Genomic DNA, 16,329 nt, shown 5'->3' on the forward strand with positions numbered 1-16,329 from the left:
GGCCAATTCCGTGCCGGTGGCCCCGGCGGTCGTGGGGCGGGACCGCCCGGGCCACCGGGGGTCGGGGCTGGGGTTGGGGTTGGGGGCTTGGGCCGCTCGGGCCGCTCGGGCGCGGGCCGGGCTCAGGCGGTGGCGGTGTTCTGCGCCTCGCCGGCCCTCGGGTCGGCGGCGGGCCGGTCGGGCGCGGTGGCGGCGATCGGCGGGGCGGGGATCGCGGCGGCGACGGCGGCCGCGAGCAGGGCGACACCGCAGCCGAGCACCAGGCCGACCCGGAATCCGCCCTCCGAGGGCAGGGTGCGGCCGCCCAGGGTGGTGGTCAGCTGGGACAGCACCACGCCGACGACCGCCGCCGACACCGAGGTGCCCAGGGAACGCATCAGGGTGTTGAAGCTGTTGGCGGAGGCCGTCGAGGACAGCGGCACCGCGCTCATGATCAGGGCGGGCATCGCGCCGTACGCCAGCCCCACGCCGCCGTTGGAGACGAGGGTGGCGGTCAGCACGCCCCAGGTGGAGCCCATCAGCGGCAGGGCGAGCCCGTAGCCGGCCGCGATCGCGAGCGCGCCGACGACCAGGGTGAACTTGGGACCGCGCGCGGCGGAAAGGCGTCCGCCCAGCGGGGAGACGAGCATCATCATCAGACCGCCCGGTGCCATCCACAGGCCCATCGCCAGCATCGACTGCCCGAGGCCGTAGCCGGTGGCCTTCGGCAGTTGCAGCAACTGGGGCACGATCAGCGCCTGGGCGTACATGCCGAAGCCGACCAGGACGGACGCGGCGTTGGTGAGCAGCACCCGCGGGCGGGCGGTCACCCGCAGGTCGACCAGCGGCGCGGTGACCCGCAGTTCCCAGCGGGCCCAGAGCAGCAGTACGGCCGCGGCGGCGGTGAACAGGCCGAGGGTGCGGGTGCTGCCCCAGCCCCAGTCGCCGCCCTTGGAGACCGGCAGCAGCAGGCAGACCAGGCCGACGCTGAGTCCGGCGGCACCGATGAAGTCGAAGCGGGTGGCGCTCGGTCGGGTGGCCGCTGCTGGGGCCTGGGTCGGTGCGGGTGCCGGTGCTGGTGCCGGTACGACCGTCCGGATCATGCCGATGATGACGACGGTCAGGACGGCCGTGCCCCAGAACAGGGCGCGCCAGCTGGCGTAGTCGGCGACGGCGGCGGCGATCGGCAGGCCGAGGCCGCCACCGATCCCCATCGAGGCGCTGACCAGGGCGATCGCGGAGCCGAGCCGCTCGGGCGGCAGGACGTCGCGCAGCAGGCTGATGCCGAGCGGCACCAACCCCATGCCGATGCCCTGGAGGGCGCGTCCGGCGATCATCGGCAGCACGGAGGAGGAGAGCGCGCACAGCACGGAGCCGAGCAGCAGCGGGACGCAGGAGGCGATCAGCATCGTCCGCCTGCCCAGGACGTCGCCGAGGCGCCCGATGATCGGGACGAAGACGGCGGCGGAGAGCAGCGTCGCGGTGATCACCCAGGAGGCGTTGGACGGGGTGGTGAGCAGCAGTTGGGGCAGCTCGCTGATCAGCGGGGTGACCAGGGTCTGCATGATCGCGGCGACGGTGCCGGTGAAGGCGAGCGTGGCGACGATCGGACCGGTACGGAGGGTGGGGGCGGGGCCGTCGATGGCGGGCCTCCTGGGGCTCGGCGGGCGAATGTGCTCCATGCATGAGATGTGCATCATGCACATCGCTGGGAGCATACCCCTCTTGTGCGCCGTGCACATCATGTGGGCGCTGCACTCCTCTGGCATACTGATGGTCGCGATCAATGAGGAATCCGCAGGTCGAGCGGGCGATGGAAGGACTTCGACATGACCAGCCCCACGCACCAGGTCGCCCTCGAATTCCTGGTGTTCGCCCGTCACCGCGACCTCGGCCAGGTCGGCAACCGCCCCGAGGGCAGCCAACTCGAGCGCAGCGCGTACATCCTGCTCAGCCGGGTCGAGGCCCAGGGGCCGATGTCCATCGGCCAGCTCAGCGATGCCTTCGGCCTCGACGTCTCCACCCTCAACCGGCAGACCGCCGGGCTCACGGGCGCCGGCCTGCTGGAGCGCATCCCCGACCCCGACGGCGGGATGGCCCGCAAGTTCCGCCTCACCGACGAGGGCCGCCGCCGCCTGGACGAGGAACGCGGCGCCCACGTCCGCGCCCTCGACCTGGTGATGTCCGACTGGTCGGACGCCGACATCGCCGGCTTCGCCGACTACCTGCGCCGCTTCAACACCGGCATCGAACGCCTCGACGGCCGGCCCTGGCCCCGGCCCTGAGGCCGCACCCCGCAAGGCGGTTCGCGGGGACGGCGGCCGCTGGTACGGCCACGTCGGCGACGTCGAGTTCCTGACCGCGCGGCTCGCACACCCAGAGGTACGTTCCAGCGGTAGTGCTGGAACGAACCGTCGGTTCGCGGTCGGCAATAATGCCCTGGTGAAGACCTGGACGGACCGTCTCCCGCAGATACCCTTCCCCTACCACGCGCTGCCGCCGGACGGTCCCTGGCTGACCCAGGAGGAGACGGCGTCCTACCTCGGTGTCGGGGAGTACCACCTGAACACGTTGACGTGCGTCACCCACCGGATCGACATGGTCCGCACCACCACCGACAAGAAGTTCGCCTGCACGCGTGCCAGCGTCGAGGCCGAGAAGGAGTGGCGCGACACCGCCAAGCCCTGGCGGAAGATCCTGCGCCTGCTCCGGGACAGCCTCAAGCAGTTCTGAGGACGGCCTCGCCGAGGCCAGCTTCCGCCTGGTCAAGTGATGTCTGGCCGTGCCCGGTTGTGGGCCGTGGGCGGGGTGCGGCGTCGGGGGCGTCAGCGGCGGGGGAGTTCGGCGGTTCGGACGGGGCTGTCGACCAGGCTGCGGCTGACGGCGCCGACTGCGGCCGCGCCCTCGGGCGTGCCGGAGAGGTCCGACTCGCGGAAGCTCCAGCCCTCCTCGGAGGAGACCTGCCACCAGCGCTCGCGTCCGTCGCCGCTCCGGGTGGCCGCCTCGGTGGCGAAGCCGTGCTCGGCCAGCTTGCGCAGGTGATAGCTGACCAGGGAGGGCGGATCCGAAAGGAATGTTGCGCGATGAAAACTGCGCAATGAATATTCCTGATCTTTCCGGAGCGGGGCCTTCTAGGATCTTCGGCATGGCGACGAGACTCGTGCAGATCAACATGAAGGCCCGGGACGATGCGGCGCTCGGCCGGTTCTGGGCGGAGGCGCTCGGCTGGGGCATCGACAGCGAGGCGCCCGGCGTGACCAACCTCGAACCCGTGGGCTTCGCCTATCCCGACCCGGCGGCGGTCTGCATCGACTTGGTCGTCAGCGAGGAACCCAAGACGGTGAAGAACCGGGTCCACCTCGACCTGGCCACCACCTCGGCCGCCCACCAGGCGGAACTGGTGGCGCGCTTGAAGGGCCTCGGCGCCACGCTCGCGGACGTGGGGCAGGGTGACGTGCCCTGGACGGTCATGGCCGATCCGGAGGGCAACGAGTTCTGCGTCCTGGAGCCCCGCGAGGTGTACCGGGACACCGGGCCGATCGCCGCGGTGGTGGTCGACTGCGCCGACCCGCGAGGAATGGCCGGGTTCTGGGGGGAAGCGATGGACTGGACGGTGCACGAGGTCGCCGACGGTTTCGCGTCGATGCGTTCCGCCCGGGGCGTCGGCCCGTACCTGGAGTTCATCCGCACGTCCGATGCCAAGAGCGGGTGGAATCGCGTCCATCTCGACGTCAGCCCCTACCGCGGGGACGACCCGGCGGCGGAGGAGGCCCGGCTGCGCGCCCTCGGTGCCACCGACCCCGGGATCGACCAGTCCTCGATCTCCTGGAGGATCCTGGTCGACCCGGAGGGCAACGAGTTCTGCCTGCTCAGTCCGCGCTGAGGCGCGGTGGGGGTGCCGGTCGTACTCGGGCCGGCGGCCGGTAGGAGGGGGCCGGGTGACGGGGCCGGGCGGTGAACGGTTCACCCCCGATTGGATTGACGCGAACATGACGTGCATCGTTGTCGGGCCCGGAACCGCGGTGCCAGGATCGGCGCACTGTCCGTACGAACCAATGGGAGAACCCATGAGGATGCGTACCGCTCTGCCCGTCGCCCTGCTCACCGCGGTCGGCCTGTTCGCCGGCGTCAACACCGCCACGGCGGCGGGCGGCGGCTACCCCGGCTTCCAGTGCTTCAAGACCGCCGACCGCGACGTGTACTGCAGCGACGCCAAGGTCAAGAACCACGCCACGGGCGCCGCCTGGATCGCGTCCTGCCCGGCCGACGTCGTCGCGCACATCAGCGGCAAGCCGTACATCGCGGCCTCGCGCCCCGCCTCGGCGCACAGCTGTTGATCCTGCGCAGGAGCTGACGAGCCCGCCCGGTGGACATCCGCCGGGCGGGTTCGGTCGTCTCCGGGCTCGGTGGCCCCGGGGGCCGGGTCAGCGGGTGAGGGTCGGGACGGCGCCGCCCTCGACGTGGTCGACCCGCACGCCCGGCAGGCCGCGGGACCAGGCGGCGGCCACCGCGGCGAGCTCGGCGCGGGGGAGCGGGGCGGGGCCGAGGCCGATCGGGAAGTGGGTGCGGCCGTCGCGGGTCCGGTACGGCTGGGGCCAGGCGTGGAGCCCGGTGGCACCGGCCTCCTCCAGGGCGGCGAGGAGGCTGCGGAGGCGGCCGCGCGCCGGGCCGACGGACTCCTGGTCGGCGGAGACCACGGCCCAGGCGGCGTGGCGGCGGTGCAGCGGGGGCGGGGTGAGCAGGGCGGGCCAGGGGTCGGGGTCGGTGGTGGTGAGTTCCCAGGCGCGGTAGAGCTCCTCGGTGAGTTGGTCCCTGGTGTCCGGTCCCACCTGGGTGGTGCAGCTGCGGACGGGGGTGGAGGGGGTGAGCACGGTCAGCGGGCCCCCGGTCGGTCCGGCGGCGGGTTCCGCGGTGAGGGTGACGGGTTGGCGCCAGTCCCAGGAGGCCCAGGTCTCGGTGAAGCGCTGGAACAGGTCGTCCTCGGGAGTGTCCGGCAGGTCGAGGACGGTCCGGGCGGCGAGCACCGACCAGGCGAGCGAGGGCAGTTGGCCGAACGGCGCGCCGTCCAGGCCGCGGGCCCGGGCCCAGGACTTGACCTGCCGGGCCAGTCGGACGAACCGCGGCCGTTGCTCGCCGAGCGCGGAGCGGATCGCCTCGGCGTCGGTGACCGCGCTCAGTGCGACGGCCGCCGCCTCGCCCAGTTCGGTGCGCCGGGCGACCGCCTCGGCGGGGTCGAGGACGCCGGTGAACACTACGGCGAGGTCGACGGTCAGCCCGTCCGCCTCCAGCCGCAGCCCCGGCACCCGGGCGCCGCGCACCTCGCGGAGCCGACGGGCCTGCGGCAGGGCCGTCGCCACCCGGGCCAGCACCCCGGGAAGGTCCGCCGGGCCGGGCAGCGCCGCCACCAGGTCCAGGTCGCCGCCGTCCAGCTGGCAGCCGAGCCGCCGCGAGCCGACCTGGTGGACGACCCCCTCGGGCAGCGCGGCGGTCAGTCGGCGGGCCAACTCGTCCGCGACGGCGGTGCGTTGCGGGGGCTCGGGGTGGAGCGACACCGTCGGCTCCGCCGGGAGCACCCGCACCTGGCCCGTTCCCAGGGTGACCACCGCGCGCGGGCGCATCGGCTCCTCGCCCCGGCGGGACAGCACCACCAGCTCGCCGACCAGGGCGTCCGTCCCGCGCAGCCGGGCGGCGCAGTCGGCGGCCACCCGCTGGGGGTCGTCGCTGCGCCCGAGGCTCAGGTGCGGGGTGTACCCCTCGGCGCGGCCCCGGCAGCGGGGGAACCGGCCTTCGAGGGCGTGCCGCAGTGCCGCCCAGGGGTCGGCCGCAGTGGCGGCCGGGTCCAGCCAGATCGTCGCGTCCTCGCGGTGGCCGAAGGTGTGCACGCCCTCCAGCCGGGCGGTGAAGGGGGCCACCTCGGCGGCGGCCGCGCCGAGCAGTGGCAGCGCGCGGTCGAACGCGGACTCCGGCACGAAGCCGAACAGCAGGTTGACGTGCGGGGGCCAGCGGCGCAGCTGCGGGTCGTACGCGGCGCGCAGGTCCTGGATGGGCGGCCACAGCTCCTCGGGCGGGAGCCAGGCGACGGCCGTCCGGGCGGTGGGCGCGGCGTCCAGGGAGTCCGGGGAGGCGGCACCGTCGAGGGCGAGGGCGAGGTCGACGACCAGGCCGTAGTGGTCGGAGGGGTGGAGGCCGTCGGCGGTGGGCCGGTCGCCGAGCAGGGCGGCGGCGGTGACAGCGGCCCGGTCGGCGCGGTACAGGACGCGGTCGATCCGGCCCGGGCGGCCGGTGAGGGAGGAGACGGCGGCGAGCGGGTTGACGGTCGGGTCGAAGGTGGGGGTGTCGTCGCCCCGGCCGTGCACCTGGGTCCAGGCGTCCCGGAGGCCGAGTGCCGTGGCGGGGCCGTCCGGTCCGGAGCGGGCGTCGTTGAAGTCGCCGAGCAGCAGCAGTTCTCCTTCGACGCCGGCCAGGCCCTCGGCCAGCCGGGTGAGTTCGGCCTGGCGGCGGGCCGGGCCGTCCGTCGAGTGGTCGCTGCTGAGGTGGACGGCGGCGACGGTCAGCGGCGCGTCGGCGGCCCGGACGGTGACGGCCGTGACGGCCTTGTGCGGGCCCAGCGCGTGCCGGCCGGCCTCCAGGACGGGGAGACGGCTGAGCACCAGCAGGCCGTACTCGGGCACGTCGCGGCCGGAGGGGTCGGTGCCGAGGACGTAGCGCTCCCGGACCCAGGGCTCCGCCAGCAGCTGGACGACCAGGGCGGGCTCGACCTCCTGGAGCGCGATGACGTCGGCGTCGGCGGCCGCCAGCTCGGCGAGCAGCAGCGGTCGGCGGCGGGCGGTGGCGATCCGGTCGGCGTCGTAGCGGTCCCACAGGGTGTTCCAGGTGACCACGCGCAGGGTGCCGGTGGCGGTGGGAATGTCTGTGGTGGTGGCGGGAGTACCGGTGCCGGTGGCGGCGGTCGGGCCGGTTCCGTCCGTGGTGCCGTCCGCGGTGTGGTGGGGCTGCCAGCCGCCGTCCGGCCGCCAGGCGTACGGGGTGGTGGCGGTGAAGAAGGGCGCGGGCAGGTGGCGCGGTTCGGCGCGGTGCCCGGCCTCGGTGGTGTCGAGGTCGTCCACGCCGGTGGAGCGGTCCCACACCACGACGCCGTCGGCCTCGACCTGGTACACCCGGTGCCAGGGGATCTCGCCGGACGCCAGGAAGGCCTCCAACGGGACGCGCGCGATGCGGTCGTCGCGCTGGCGCACGCCCAGGGTGAACCGGGCCGGGTCGAAGCGGGCGTCCCAGCGGATCCGCTGGCAGACCTGTTCGATGGGGCGCATCAGTCCTCCTCGGAGTCGAGCGTTCCCGCCGTGTCCTCCACGGTGCCACCGGCGCCGACGTACCAGGTGCGGTGTGCCTGGCCGGGGTAGGGCGGGTTGAAGCGGTGCAGTTGGGCGGAGAGCACCTCGGGCGGTACCGGGTGCGGGCGGACGGCGTTGCGGCGCAGCAGTTCCTGCTCGCCGACCAGCAGCACCACCTGGGTGACCAGGGCGTCGCGGCGCCGGGCGGTGCCGTGGACGTGGGAGCGCTGCTCGCGGTTGAGTGAGGTGGCGTCCCAGACCACGGTGGCGGCCCGGTCGGCCAGGGCGGAGTCCAGCCGGGCCATGGCGGTGCGCAGCACCTCGGGGTTGTTGCGCTGGTCGGCGCGCGAGCCGCGGGCGGCGCGCAGGTCGTCCAGGCTGATCCGGGCCGAGACACCGGGCAGGGCGGCCGCGAAGGTGCTCTTGCCGCTGCCGGACGGGCCGCTCAGGTGGACCAGCCGCGGGAAGCGGCCGTCGCGCCAGCGCCAGGTGGCGGCCACCGCCTCCTCGACGGTGCTGATCCGGCCGAGGGCGTAGGCCTCGCGGGCCTGGGCCCAGCAGCGGTCGGCGGCGTCCGGTGCGTCGGCGGCGAGGTCGGCGAGAGCCTCGCGCAGGCCGGTGCGCAGCCAGGCCAGTGGGTCGGGGTCGAGCAGTCCGGCGTCCTCGGCGTGCAGGGCCGACCAGGCGACCTGCTCGCGCTCGGCGGGCCAGGGGGCGGTGGCCGCGGCCACCGCGTGCAGCACCCCGAGGTCGGCGGCGCTCGCGAGCCGGACCAGCCCGGCGCGGCGCTCGGTGTCCGGGTACGGCTGCTGGAGGCCGGGGTGCAGTCCGACCAGGTCGGCGACCCGGCGGGCCAGGGGCAGGCCCAGGCGGTCGGCGAGCCGGGGTGCGAGCGACTCCCGGCGGGCGGAGCGCAGCGCGGTGGCCAGCACGCCGGCCAGACGGGCGTCGCCGGTGCGGCCGAGCTCGTCGAGGCGGGCGGAGACGTCGGCCAGCTCCTCCGACCGGCGGTCGGGGCCGGGGGCGGTCGGGGCTCCGGGCACGGGCACGGGCACGGGTGTGGGTGCGGGTGCGGGTGCGGGTGTGGGGGAGGGGACGGGCACAGTGGTGAGTTCGGGCAGGTCCAAGGCCTCGGCCAGCAGCGGGAGTTCGGGCAGTCGGCCGGACCGGATGTCCCAGAGCGGGGCGTCGGGACCGAGGCCGTTCTCCACCACGGCGGCGTACATCCAGTGGGTGTCGGTCCGTACGTGCTCCGGGCGGACCCACTTGGCGACCCGCACGCCGAACTCGCCCCGGGGGAAGCCCCGGACGGTCCGGACCACGTATCCCTCCTGGCGGTCGAGGTCCAGGCGCAGGGCGCGCAGGGCCCGTTCGTCGAAGCGGCCGCGCCAGAGCACCCGGGGTGTGGGGATGCCGAGGCGGCGCAGGAAACGCACGGTGGCGTCCCAGTCGAGGCACTCGTCCCGGTCCGTCCAGACCGAGAAGCCGTAGAACCAGCTGTCCAGGTCGGTGTACGGGATGGAGTGCCGGGCGAACAGGTTCTCGCCGCAGATCCGCCAGCCGTCCGGGATGCGGGCGCCGACCCGGTTCTGCAGGCCCTTGACCCAGGCGCGGGAGGGGTGGTGGGCGGAGTCCAGCGAGCGGGCGTGCAGTCCGTCGGGGTAGAGGGTGGTGTTCTCGCCGTCCAGCTTCTCGGTGACCACGATCTCCGCCCCGGCTAGGGCGGAGACGTCCCCGGTCCGTACGTCGTCCGCCGCAGCCCCCGGTGACCAGGGGAGATGCGGCGTCCGGGGGTAGTGCACACGCATGCTCGGCTCCCTGAACGTCCTTGATCCGGCGGCCACTGTAGGAGCCGCTGGGACGGGAGGGCCACCGATTAAAGCTGCTGGTGGGGGCTTTGCCGGGACTGCTGCCGGGGGTTCGGTCGGGTACGGGAACGGGAGGGTACGGGAACGGGAGGGGCCGGGAGGGGGCCGGTGCGGGTCGGGGATCAGTCGATGCGGTGCTCCTGCCAGAAGGGCGTCAGGTCGACGGACGTCGCGGCCTGGGCGGCGGCCTTGAACTCGGCGGTGGTGGAGACGCCGAACCAGTGGGCGCGGACGTAGTCGTGCAGCAGCGCGGACATCGTGTCCGTGCCGATCAGCCGGCGCAGTTCGTGCAGGGCGCAGGAGCCGTGGTCGTAGATGACCGCCTCGTAGCGGTCGGGGTGGGTGTCCCAGTAGCTCATCGGATTGGTGAGGCGTTCGGCCGGGCTCCGGAAGGGAGTCGCGGCGGTGCAGCCCTCCTTCGTCCGGCCCATCTCGACGTCCATGGCGTACTCGGCGAAGGACTCGTCCAGCCAGGGTGCGCGGTACTGGTCGTCGCCGACGATGCCGTACCACCACTGGTGCGCCAGCTCGTGGATGACGGCGGAGGGTCGGATCCGGTCGAGGACGAAGGCCGGGTACTCCATGCCGCCGAACTCGAAGGCGTCGTCGAGGACGGTGGCGACGTCCCCGTACGGGTAGGGGCCGTAGCGGGCGGAGTGGTCGTCGATGGTCCGCAGGGAGAGGTCCAGCATCGCGCGGGCGTCCTCGGCGGAGACGCTGCTGACCGAGTAGACGGCGACCCGGACGCCGTCGCCGGACCGGCCCTCGATCCGGTGGAAGGGCCCGGCGGCCCAGGCGAACTCGCGGACCTGCCGGGCGCCGATCCGGGTGACCGTGCGGCCCGGGCGCCCGGGGGTGTCGACGGCGGTGCCGGTGGCGGGCACCAGGACCTCGGTGGGGTGGTCGAGGGTGACGGCGAAGTCGGAGGCGAGGCCGTAGAACGACTCGCCGAGCTCGCTGTACGGGTCCAGGTGCCAGCCCGATCCGTCGTGGACGGCGAGGACGGGCAGGGCGTTGCCGATGAAGCTGAACGCGCCGTCCCGGCCGAAGCGGTCGAGGCCGTCGGGGACGTCGACGCCGAGGTCGAACTCGACCGTGTCGGAGGCGCCCTGGTGCAGCGGGTGGGCCAACGGGACGCGCAGCGCGGTGCAGTCGACCTCCGCGGTGCCGTCCAGACCGGTCACCCGGACGGACGGGGTCGCGCAGCCGCCGCGGAAGTTGTCCCAGAGGCGCAGGTAGACCTCGTGCAGGGGCTCGGGCGAGGTGTTGGTGAAGACGATCCGCTCGTGGCCGCGCCAGTGAGCTCCGGTGGCGTCGCTGCTCAACTCCACGGTGTAGGCGGGGGCGCCGGGGGTGCGGGTCGGGTCGGAGGGGGCGCGGCCGGGTGGCGCGGCGCCCACCGAGAGGAGCACGGTGAGGACAGCGAGCAGGGGGAGGAGGCGCCGTGCGCGGGAGGGTGCACCGGGCCGGTCGAGGAGTCGTTGGACGGTGGTGGTGAACCGGGCGGACGTGACCGGCCGGAAGGGTGGGCCGGTGGACTTCATCATGGAGGACCTCGGAAACCTCGGGGACGTCGGAAGCAGGGCTGCAGGCGTGGGTGCCGGAGAGGTGGTCAGCGCGTCGCCGGCACCGAGCCTGAGAACGGCCCCCACCGGCCAGGGGACACGCGGCAGCCCTCCGTCGGGGTGATCCGGCCTGGTCAGCGGAGTGGCTGGTCGGCTTCCGGGGACTCGGCCAGTAGCCGCAGCAGCGCGTCGGCGACCTGGGCCGCACCGGCCGTGCCGACCGCGCTCGTCAACGCCGTCCAGTCCGGGGCGGGAGGAGCGGTGGCAGCCACGGAGGCCAACTGTCTGAGCTTCTCGACCAGGCCTTCCCGTACGGCCGCAGCCGTACGGTGGCGGCCGAGGTCGGCGGCGCGGGCGATGCCGCCGTGGATCAGGTCGAGGGCCTTGCCCGCGCCGTGGGCGCGCAGGGCCAGTGCCTCCTCCTCGTCGAACACCTCCGGTGGCCAGCGCAGGCGGACGTCGGCGCCGAGTACCCGGCTGTGGAAGCGGCCGTTGAAGATCTGGCTGAGGTTCTGCGGCGGCAGGCAGAGCGTGGGGGTGCCGAGCTGCCCGGCCTCCAGGAGGGTGGTCAGCCCGGGGGAGGTGAGCAGGACGTCGCAGTCGGCGAGGCGGTGCAGGAAGTCCTGGTGGCGGAGGGCGCCGACGGTGGTCACGGGCGGGTGGGCGCAGGAGTCGACCAACTGCGCGGCCAGCCAGGCCGGCAGGTTGCCCGCGATGTGCACCTCGGTGACCCCGCTCGCGGTCAGTGCCTCCAGCGCGGCGGGCAGCACGAGCTGGGGATAGCTCGCCCAGTCCGTGAGGTGGGGCGCGCGCAGCCCGCCGAGGTTGAGCAGGGCGCGCCGAGGGTGGGGCGTGGGAGGGCTGCTGCGGGCGGTGCCGCCGTCGGCGATCACGGCGTCCACCCAGCGCAGCCGGTGCACGTCGGCCAGCACCCCGACGCCCTCCGGCGGCAGTTCCACGCACCGCTGGGCGCAGTACACCTCGGCGTCCAGCGGGAGGTCGGGCCGGTCGCCGTCCGTCCAGAGGAACGGCAGGCTGTCCACGAACACCACCGGCACCCCGCAGGCCCGCAACGCCTTCGCCAGCACACCGTCCAGCACCACCAGTGCCGCCTGCACCCGCTGCGCCCGGACGATCCGGCCCAGCTCCTGGTCGGACCGCTCGTCCGGGAGGTCGAACCAGCGCTCCACCGGCTGTTCGGCGAGCAGCGGTCTGCCCAACCCGGAGGCGAGGCCGATGAATCTCAGCCGCCTGCTGCTGTGGGCCCGGAGGGCGGACAGGACCGCGCTCAACTTCCCCGAACTGCCCCAGCCGCACTCGACCCCGGCCACGGCGACCGTCGTGGTGCCCGCCGTCGTGGTCCCTGCCCTCGTGATCCCTGTCCTCGCCCGCATCCGTGTCAACTCCCCCGCCCGTACCGGATCTTCTGTCGCTCCGCATTCGTACCAGGCGCTCGGAGAAGGGGCGGTTCGACTACCTACGGAAAAGCGAGACCTAACCACCCCGATAGGTGAAGTTCCCGCTCGGTGCATTGACGGACGGACGGAGGGGCGGAGGGATGGGCAGGCGGGCGGCCGGTCGGCCGGCCGGAGGCTGGGCGACCGGCCGCACTCAGGCCCTTCCGTGAGGCTGTTCCGGTGGGCGTGACGCGTGGTCACGCGTGGTCCGGGAGTCGTGCTCCGCCGCCTCGGCGAGGCGCTTGATGTGCGCCAGCCGGCGGTCCCAGTCGGCGGCGAGCGAGGCCATCCAACGCGCCGTGGCGTCGAGCGCCGCGGGCCGCACCGTGTAGCGCACCTCGCGCCCGATGCGGTCGCCGCTCACCAGTCCGGCGGCGTCCAGGACGGCGAGGTGCTTGACCACGGCCTGGCGCGAGACGGGAAGGTGCCGGGCGAGCGTCGTCGCGGTGGCCTCGCCCTGTGCGGCGACCAGTTCGAGCAGTCGGCGTCGCGTCGGGTCGGCCAGGGCCGTGAGGACGGTGTCGACCGTCTCGGCGGCGCCGTGGGGTTCGTCGGTCACGTGGCGGGCTGTTCGGCGCGCGTCCTGAGCGCGTCGAGCTCCTGGCGCCAGCCGCCGGTGTTGTCCTCGACCGCCTTGCCGCGCAGTTCCTCGGAGCCGGCCAGTGCCGCGAAGCCGCTCTCGACCACGCGCAGCCGCGTCCTGCCGTCCTCCGGGGTCAGCGTGAACTCGACGAGGGTGCTGTTGTCCTCGCGCAGTTCCTCGCCGGGGAACGCGCTGGCCCAGCGGTAGGCCAGGTAGGTCGGCGGCTCGACCTTCTCCACGCGTACCGGGAAGTCGCCGTACTCCGGGTTCCTGGCCACCAGCTCCTCGCCCTCCCTGGCCACGGTGCCGGGCAGGCTCGCCTTGTCGGCGACCCAGAAGCCGGGCTCGGCCACCAGGGACCAGACCCGCTCCAGGGGCGCCTCGATCAGGGTCTCGCGTTCGATCCGGTCCTCGCTCATGAGGGAGCTCCTTCGCTTGCGGACAGTGGATGCAACTCCAGAGTTGCACGTCGCACCGCCGGGTGCAACCCGAGGGTTGCGCCTCGCGAGGGCTCGTCGCGGAGGAGCTCGGCCCTCGCCCTGCCGCGCCCGGCCGGCTACCGCCCGGGGGTGGCCTCCTCGATGGCCGTGAGCAGGCGGGTGTGGACGGCGGTGGCGGCGGCGCGGGTGGCCGGGTCCTGGTCCTTCAGCAACGGGGTGATCAGCTCGGCGGCCGCGGCGAGGACCGGCACGGGCACGGTCGCCTCGCGCAGGTGGAGGAGCTGGGAGGCGGCCCGCTCGCCGGGCGTGGCCTGGGTGCGGGCGTCGGGGATGAGGGCGGTGAGGCCCCGGGGGAGCGGCTGAGTGCTGGTCACCCGCCCCATTCTTCCGTGCCCCGACGGCTGCCGGCCCCATGGCCAGCCCCCATGGCCGGTCGGCACGGCCGGTCGGTGGCGGCCGCGCGGGCAGGCCCCGGTCGAGATAACTCCTCGTCGGGCGAAGCGCTCGATGCCATGCTGTGCGAATGTCTGACGCATCGTATGAAGAGAATGTCGCTCCGATACCCGCCACGGAGGCGGCTCCGCCGGAGCCTGCGCAGGAGCCCCGGCTCCGGCCCTGGAAGGCCCCGGCGGTGTTCGCGGCTGCCGGACTCGTGGTCGGCGCCGGCGCCGTCGGACTGGCCTGGGGCCTGTCCGGACCCGGGGACGACGAGCCCTTCACGCTGGTGGGCCAGGCACGGATCAGCACCTCCGACCCCACCAAGTCGGGTACCTGAAACGGTGCCAGGGGCTTGGACGACGTGGACAAGGACGCCCTGGTGACCGTTCGCGACGCGGCGGGCCGGGTGGTGGCGACCGGCACCCTGGGGCAGGGCGAGTACCACGACTCCGCCTGCCGGTTCCCGATCGTGCTGCCCGACGTGCCGGGCGGTTCGGACTCCTACTCGGTGCAGGTGCTCTGGCACCCGAGGACGAAGGTCACGAACGAAGAGGCGCGGACGGGCGGCCTCGTGATCGATCTCAAGTGATCGGTCTGCACTGATCGGCCCCAAGTGACCGGCCCCAAGTGACCGGTCCCGACTGATCGATCCGGAGTAGCGGCCACGGCGGGTGACGTCAGTCCTCGAACACCCGCCTCAACTTCCCGAGTGCGGACTCGATCTCCGCCATGTCCGCGGCCGAGAGCTTCGCGACGTAGGCGTCGTGGAGCTCCCGCTCGTACCGGAGCACGGCCTGCCGGTAGGCCGCGCCGCGGGCCTCCAGGCGGAGGACGTGGACGCGTCCGTCCTGGGGGCTGCGCTGCCGGGAGAGGTAGCCGTCCTCCTCCAGGCGCGCCAGGTGCTGGCTGACGGCGCCCCTGGACACGCCCAGGCGCTCGGCCAGGTCCTTGGGGGTGATGCCCGGGTCGGCCACGATCCGCCCGAGCACAAGGTGCTGTTGGGCGGTGAGCCCGAAGTCGCCGTAGCGGGGCGCGTGCCGTTCCGAGAGGAGCCACAGGTCCGCGAAGAGCCGGTCGATCCGGGTGATGCGGGCGTGTAGGTCGGCGCTGTCGGGTCTTTCTCCGGTGTCCATCGGGCCCGTCAGTCCGTGGTCGGCGGCTGCTCGGCGGCGCGGCTGCGCCTCCTGAGCCCCAGGCGGGACCGGACCGCCCGGACGGCCTCCTTGCCGACGCCCGCCATGCCGATGAGGGCGCAGGTCTCGGCGACCACGAGCGTCCCGCCGAAGGCGGCGGCCTTGGTGCCGGACTCCAGCGGGAGGAAGAGGATGACGAGGACGGCCACGTAGGTCAGGGCGCTCAGGATGAGGAGCGCGATGCCGATTCTGAACCTGAGCGGCTTCTTCGGGGGCGCTGAGGTGGCCGGGGTCGCAGTCATGGAAATAGTTTAGAAATCTAAATCATCCGTGGTCAAGGACCCCGGCGGGCTCCGGGTCGAGGGGCGGTCGGGAAAGGGTTTGGCGGGGCGGCCGGGAAATCTTGTATGGTTCTTCGCGAATCATCCAGAGGGGTGGAGGGACCGGCCCTACGAAGCCCCGGCAACTCCCCGTTCGACCCGGCGTCCGAAGTACGCGCCGTGCCGTCCGGGGTCAGTGCCAACTCCGGCCTGTCGCCAACGTGGCGCGGGGAAGATGAGGAGACACGGTGCTCTCAGTGCTGTCCTTCGCCCGGGCGCTTCCCGCCCCGGCCCTTTCGCGTACCCGTTTCGTGCTCGGCGCAGGCGATCTGCTGTTCCCGCAGGCCTGTTTCCGCTGACCACCCCGCTCCCACCCCACCGGAGCGCCCGTGAGCCGTACCCACCCGTCGCTCACGGGATCTGAGACTGGAGTACCCGTCCATGGAGAACACGAGCGGCGTCGGCGTGCTCGACAAGATCACCTCGATCCTCGGCACCCTGGAGGCCGGTCCGGCCACCTTGGCCGGGCTGGTCGACGCCACCGGGCTGGCCCGGCCGACCGCCCACCGGATCGCCGTCGCACTGGAGCACCACCGGCTGCTCGGCCGGGACCTCCAGGGCCGGTTCGTCCTCGGCCCGCGGCTCGCCGAGCTCTCGGCGGCGGCCGGTGAGGACCGCCTGCTGGCCGCGGCGGGCACGGTCCTCACCCACCTGCGCGACGTCACCGGCGAGACCGCCCAGCTGTACCGCCGGCAGGGCGAGGTCCGGATCTGCGTGGCGGCCGCCGAACGCCTCTTCGGCCTGCGGGACACCGTGCCCGTGGGCCTCGCGCTGCCGATGAAGGTCGGGTCCGCCGCCCAGGTCCTGCTGGCCTGGGAGGAGCCCGAGCGGCTCCACCGCGGACTCCAGGGCGCCCGGTTCACCGCCACCGCGCTGAGCGGGGTGCGGCGCCGGGGGTGGGCCCAGTCGATCGGCGAGCGCGAGCCCGGCGTGGCCTCCGTCTCCGCGCCCGTGCGGGGCCCGGCCGGCCGGGTGGTGGCCGCCGTATCCGTCTCGGGGCCGATCGAACGGCTCAGCCGGCACCCGGGGGCCCGCCTCTCCCAGGCCGTCATCGAGGCGGCGGGCCACCTCACGGACGCACTGAACAGGCCCTGACCGGGCCGTCGGCTGACGTGGGGTGACCGGTCCGGGGCCCGGACCGGACCCGAGCGCTCG

17 protein-coding genes, 1 pseudogene and 1 riboswitch are annotated in these 16,329 nt (G+C 73.9%); of the genes and pseudogenes, 7 read left to right on the forward strand and 11 right to left on the reverse strand.

Features of this window, described 5'->3' with window-relative positions:
- Positions 1–122: 122 nt before the first annotated feature.
- Positions 123–1,661 (reverse strand): MFS transporter, encoded by a 1,539-nt coding sequence (locus tag ACFWXO_RS41345; protein WP_380531387.1) that lies wholly within the window; start codon positions 1,659–1,661, stop codon positions 123–125.
- A 147-nt stretch (positions 1,662–1,808) separates the two neighbouring features.
- Here ACFWXO_RS41345 and ACFWXO_RS41350 point away from each other — a divergent pair, with 147 nt between their 5' ends.
- Together ACFWXO_RS41350 and ACFWXO_RS41355 are read left to right on the forward strand one after the other, a co-directional pair.
- Positions 1,809–2,264: a MarR family winged helix-turn-helix transcriptional regulator gene (locus ACFWXO_RS41350; protein ID WP_380398650.1), complete on the forward strand. Its 456-nt coding sequence runs from the start codon at positions 1,809–1,811 to the stop codon at positions 2,262–2,264.
- Between the two features lie 157 nt (positions 2,265–2,421).
- Positions 2,422–2,712: a hypothetical protein gene (locus ACFWXO_RS41355; RefSeq protein WP_380531390.1), complete on the forward strand. Its 291-nt coding sequence runs from the start codon at positions 2,422–2,424 to the stop codon at positions 2,710–2,712.
- 119 nt (positions 2,713–2,831) lie between these two features.
- On the opposite strand, the pseudogene ACFWXO_RS41360 reads toward ACFWXO_RS41355, so the two are convergent.
- Positions 2,832–3,038, reverse strand: a pseudogene (locus ACFWXO_RS41360) (transcriptional regulator); the annotation flags it as partial.
- Between the two features lie 86 nt (positions 3,039–3,124).
- Here ACFWXO_RS41360 and ACFWXO_RS41365 point away from each other — a divergent pair.
- The gene (locus tag ACFWXO_RS41365; protein ID WP_380531393.1) at positions 3,125–3,862 is read left to right on the forward strand and encodes a VOC family protein; all 738 of its coding nucleotides are present in this window, start codon (positions 3,125–3,127) and stop codon (positions 3,860–3,862) included.
- Between the two features lie 184 nt (positions 3,863–4,046).
- A complete protein-coding gene (locus ACFWXO_RS41370) occupies positions 4,047–4,316 on the forward strand; it encodes a hypothetical protein (RefSeq protein WP_360232567.1) in 270 nt (89 codons plus the stop codon).
- Between the two features lie 87 nt (positions 4,317–4,403).
- Here ACFWXO_RS41370 and ACFWXO_RS41375 read toward each other — a convergent pair whose 3' ends face one another.
- The 7 genes from ACFWXO_RS41375 to ACFWXO_RS41405 form a co-directional block, all read right to left on the reverse strand.
- On the reverse strand, positions 4,404–7,289 hold the full coding sequence (locus ACFWXO_RS41375) for a poly(A) polymerase (protein ID WP_380531396.1): 2,886 nt from the start codon (positions 7,287–7,289) through the stop codon (positions 4,404–4,406).
- Complete coding sequence (locus ACFWXO_RS41380) at positions 7,289–9,118, reverse strand: RNA ligase family protein (protein ID WP_380531399.1); 1,830 nt, start codon at positions 9,116–9,118, stop codon at positions 7,289–7,291. Before ACFWXO_RS41380 ends, ACFWXO_RS41375 begins: the two co-directional genes overlap by 1 nt.
- 182 nt (positions 9,119–9,300) lie before the next feature.
- Entirely contained in the window at positions 9,301–10,725 is a 1,425-nt protein-coding gene (locus tag ACFWXO_RS41385; RefSeq protein ID WP_380531402.1) for a M1 family metallopeptidase, read from the reverse strand.
- Positions 10,726–10,877: 152 nt separating this feature from the next.
- A complete protein-coding gene (locus tag ACFWXO_RS41390) occupies positions 10,878–12,137 on the reverse strand; it encodes a hydroxymethylcytosylglucuronate/cytosylglucuronate synthase (protein WP_380531406.1) in 1,260 nt (419 codons plus the stop codon).
- Positions 12,138–12,354: 217 nt separating this feature from the next.
- Entirely contained in the window at positions 12,355–12,759 is a 405-nt protein-coding gene (locus ACFWXO_RS41395) for an ArsR/SmtB family transcription factor (protein WP_380531409.1), read from the reverse strand.
- Positions 12,756–13,202, reverse strand: a complete 447-nt coding sequence (locus ACFWXO_RS41400) for an SRPBCC domain-containing protein (RefSeq protein WP_380398667.1) — start codon at positions 13,200–13,202, stop codon at positions 12,756–12,758. Before ACFWXO_RS41400 ends, ACFWXO_RS41395 begins: the two co-directional genes overlap by 4 nt.
- Before the next feature lie 137 nt (positions 13,203–13,339).
- Complete coding sequence (locus ACFWXO_RS41405) at positions 13,340–13,597, reverse strand: hypothetical protein (protein ID WP_380531413.1); 258 nt, start codon at positions 13,595–13,597, stop codon at positions 13,340–13,342.
- Between the two features lie 149 nt (positions 13,598–13,746).
- Here ACFWXO_RS41405 and ACFWXO_RS41410 point away from each other — a divergent pair, with 149 nt between their 5' ends.
- Both ACFWXO_RS41410 and ACFWXO_RS41415 read left to right on the forward strand, forming a co-directional pair.
- Positions 13,747–13,998 (forward strand): hypothetical protein, encoded by a 252-nt coding sequence (locus ACFWXO_RS41410; protein WP_380531416.1) that lies wholly within the window; start codon positions 13,747–13,749, stop codon positions 13,996–13,998.
- 15 nt (positions 13,999–14,013) lie between these two features.
- Positions 14,014–14,250 (forward strand): hypothetical protein, encoded by a 237-nt coding sequence (locus ACFWXO_RS41415; protein WP_380531419.1) that lies wholly within the window; start codon positions 14,014–14,016, stop codon positions 14,248–14,250.
- A gap of 88 nt (positions 14,251–14,338) precedes the next feature.
- On the opposite strand, the gene ACFWXO_RS41420 is transcribed toward ACFWXO_RS41415, so the two are convergent.
- Together ACFWXO_RS41420 and ACFWXO_RS41425 are read right to left on the reverse strand one after the other, a co-directional pair.
- Entirely contained in the window at positions 14,339–14,794 is a 456-nt protein-coding gene (locus tag ACFWXO_RS41420) for a MarR family winged helix-turn-helix transcriptional regulator (RefSeq protein ID WP_380531422.1), read from the reverse strand.
- Positions 14,795–14,802: 8 nt separating this feature from the next.
- The gene (locus ACFWXO_RS41425) at positions 14,803–15,096 is read right to left on the reverse strand and encodes a transporter suffix domain-containing protein (RefSeq protein ID WP_380531425.1); all 294 of its coding nucleotides are present in this window, start codon (positions 15,094–15,096) and stop codon (positions 14,803–14,805) included.
- Positions 15,097–15,213: 117 nt separating this feature from the next.
- Positions 15,214–15,356, forward strand: a riboswitch (SAM riboswitch).
- Between the two features lie 199 nt (positions 15,357–15,555).
- On the opposite strand from ACFWXO_RS41425, the gene ACFWXO_RS41430 reads away from it, so the two are divergent.
- Positions 15,556–16,269 carry an IclR family transcriptional regulator gene (locus ACFWXO_RS41430; RefSeq protein ID WP_380398676.1) on the forward strand — a complete coding sequence of 238 codons (714 nt, stop codon included), beginning with the start codon at positions 15,556–15,558 and terminating at the stop codon, positions 16,267–16,269.
- Positions 16,270–16,329 lie beyond the last annotated feature (60 nt).

This window comes from Kitasatospora sp. NPDC059088 (genome assembly GCF_042738155.1).
Classification (GTDB): Bacteria; Actinomycetota; Actinomycetes; order Streptomycetales; family Streptomycetaceae; genus Kitasatospora.

Excerpts from the sequence above, each read along its gene's own strand:
- ACFWXO_RS41400 (WP_380398667.1), bottom strand. The coding sequence starts at position 13,202 with ATGAGCGAGGACCGGATCGAACGCGAGACCCTGATCGAGGCGCCCCTG.
- ACFWXO_RS41425 (WP_380531425.1), bottom strand. The coding sequence starts at position 15,096 with ATGACTGCGACCCCGGCCACCTCAGCGCCCCCGAAGAAGCCGCTCAGG.
- ACFWXO_RS41430 (WP_380398676.1), top strand. The coding sequence starts at position 15,556 with ATGGAGAACACGAGCGGCGTCGGCGTGCTCGACAAGATCACCTCGATC.
- ACFWXO_RS41380 (WP_380531399.1), bottom strand. The coding sequence starts at position 9,118 with ATGCGTGTGCACTACCCCCGGACGCCGCATCTCCCCTGGTCACCGGGG.
- ACFWXO_RS41420 (WP_380531422.1), bottom strand. The coding sequence starts at position 14,794 with ATGGACACCGGAGAAAGACCCGACAGCGCCGACCTACACGCCCGCATC.
- ACFWXO_RS41410 (WP_380531416.1), top strand. The coding sequence starts at position 13,747 with ATGTCTGACGCATCGTATGAAGAGAATGTCGCTCCGATACCCGCCACG.
- ACFWXO_RS41385 (WP_380531402.1), bottom strand. The coding sequence starts at position 10,725 with ATGATGAAGTCCACCGGCCCACCCTTCCGGCCGGTCACGTCCGCCCGG.
- ACFWXO_RS41350 (WP_380398650.1), top strand. The coding sequence starts at position 1,809 with ATGACCAGCCCCACGCACCAGGTCGCCCTCGAATTCCTGGTGTTCGCC.
- ACFWXO_RS41375 (WP_380531396.1), bottom strand. The coding sequence starts at position 7,289 with ATGCGCCCCATCGAACAGGTCTGCCAGCGGATCCGCTGGGACGCCCGC.
- ACFWXO_RS41365 (WP_380531393.1), top strand. The coding sequence starts at position 3,125 with ATGGCGACGAGACTCGTGCAGATCAACATGAAGGCCCGGGACGATGCG.
- ACFWXO_RS41390 (WP_380531406.1), bottom strand. The coding sequence starts at position 12,137 with ATGCGGGCGAGGACAGGGATCACGAGGGCAGGGACCACGACGGCGGGC.
- ACFWXO_RS41370 (WP_360232567.1), top strand. The coding sequence starts at position 4,047 with ATGAGGATGCGTACCGCTCTGCCCGTCGCCCTGCTCACCGCGGTCGGC.
- ACFWXO_RS41345 (WP_380531387.1), bottom strand. The coding sequence starts at position 1,661 with ATGGAGCACATTCGCCCGCCGAGCCCCAGGAGGCCCGCCATCGACGGC.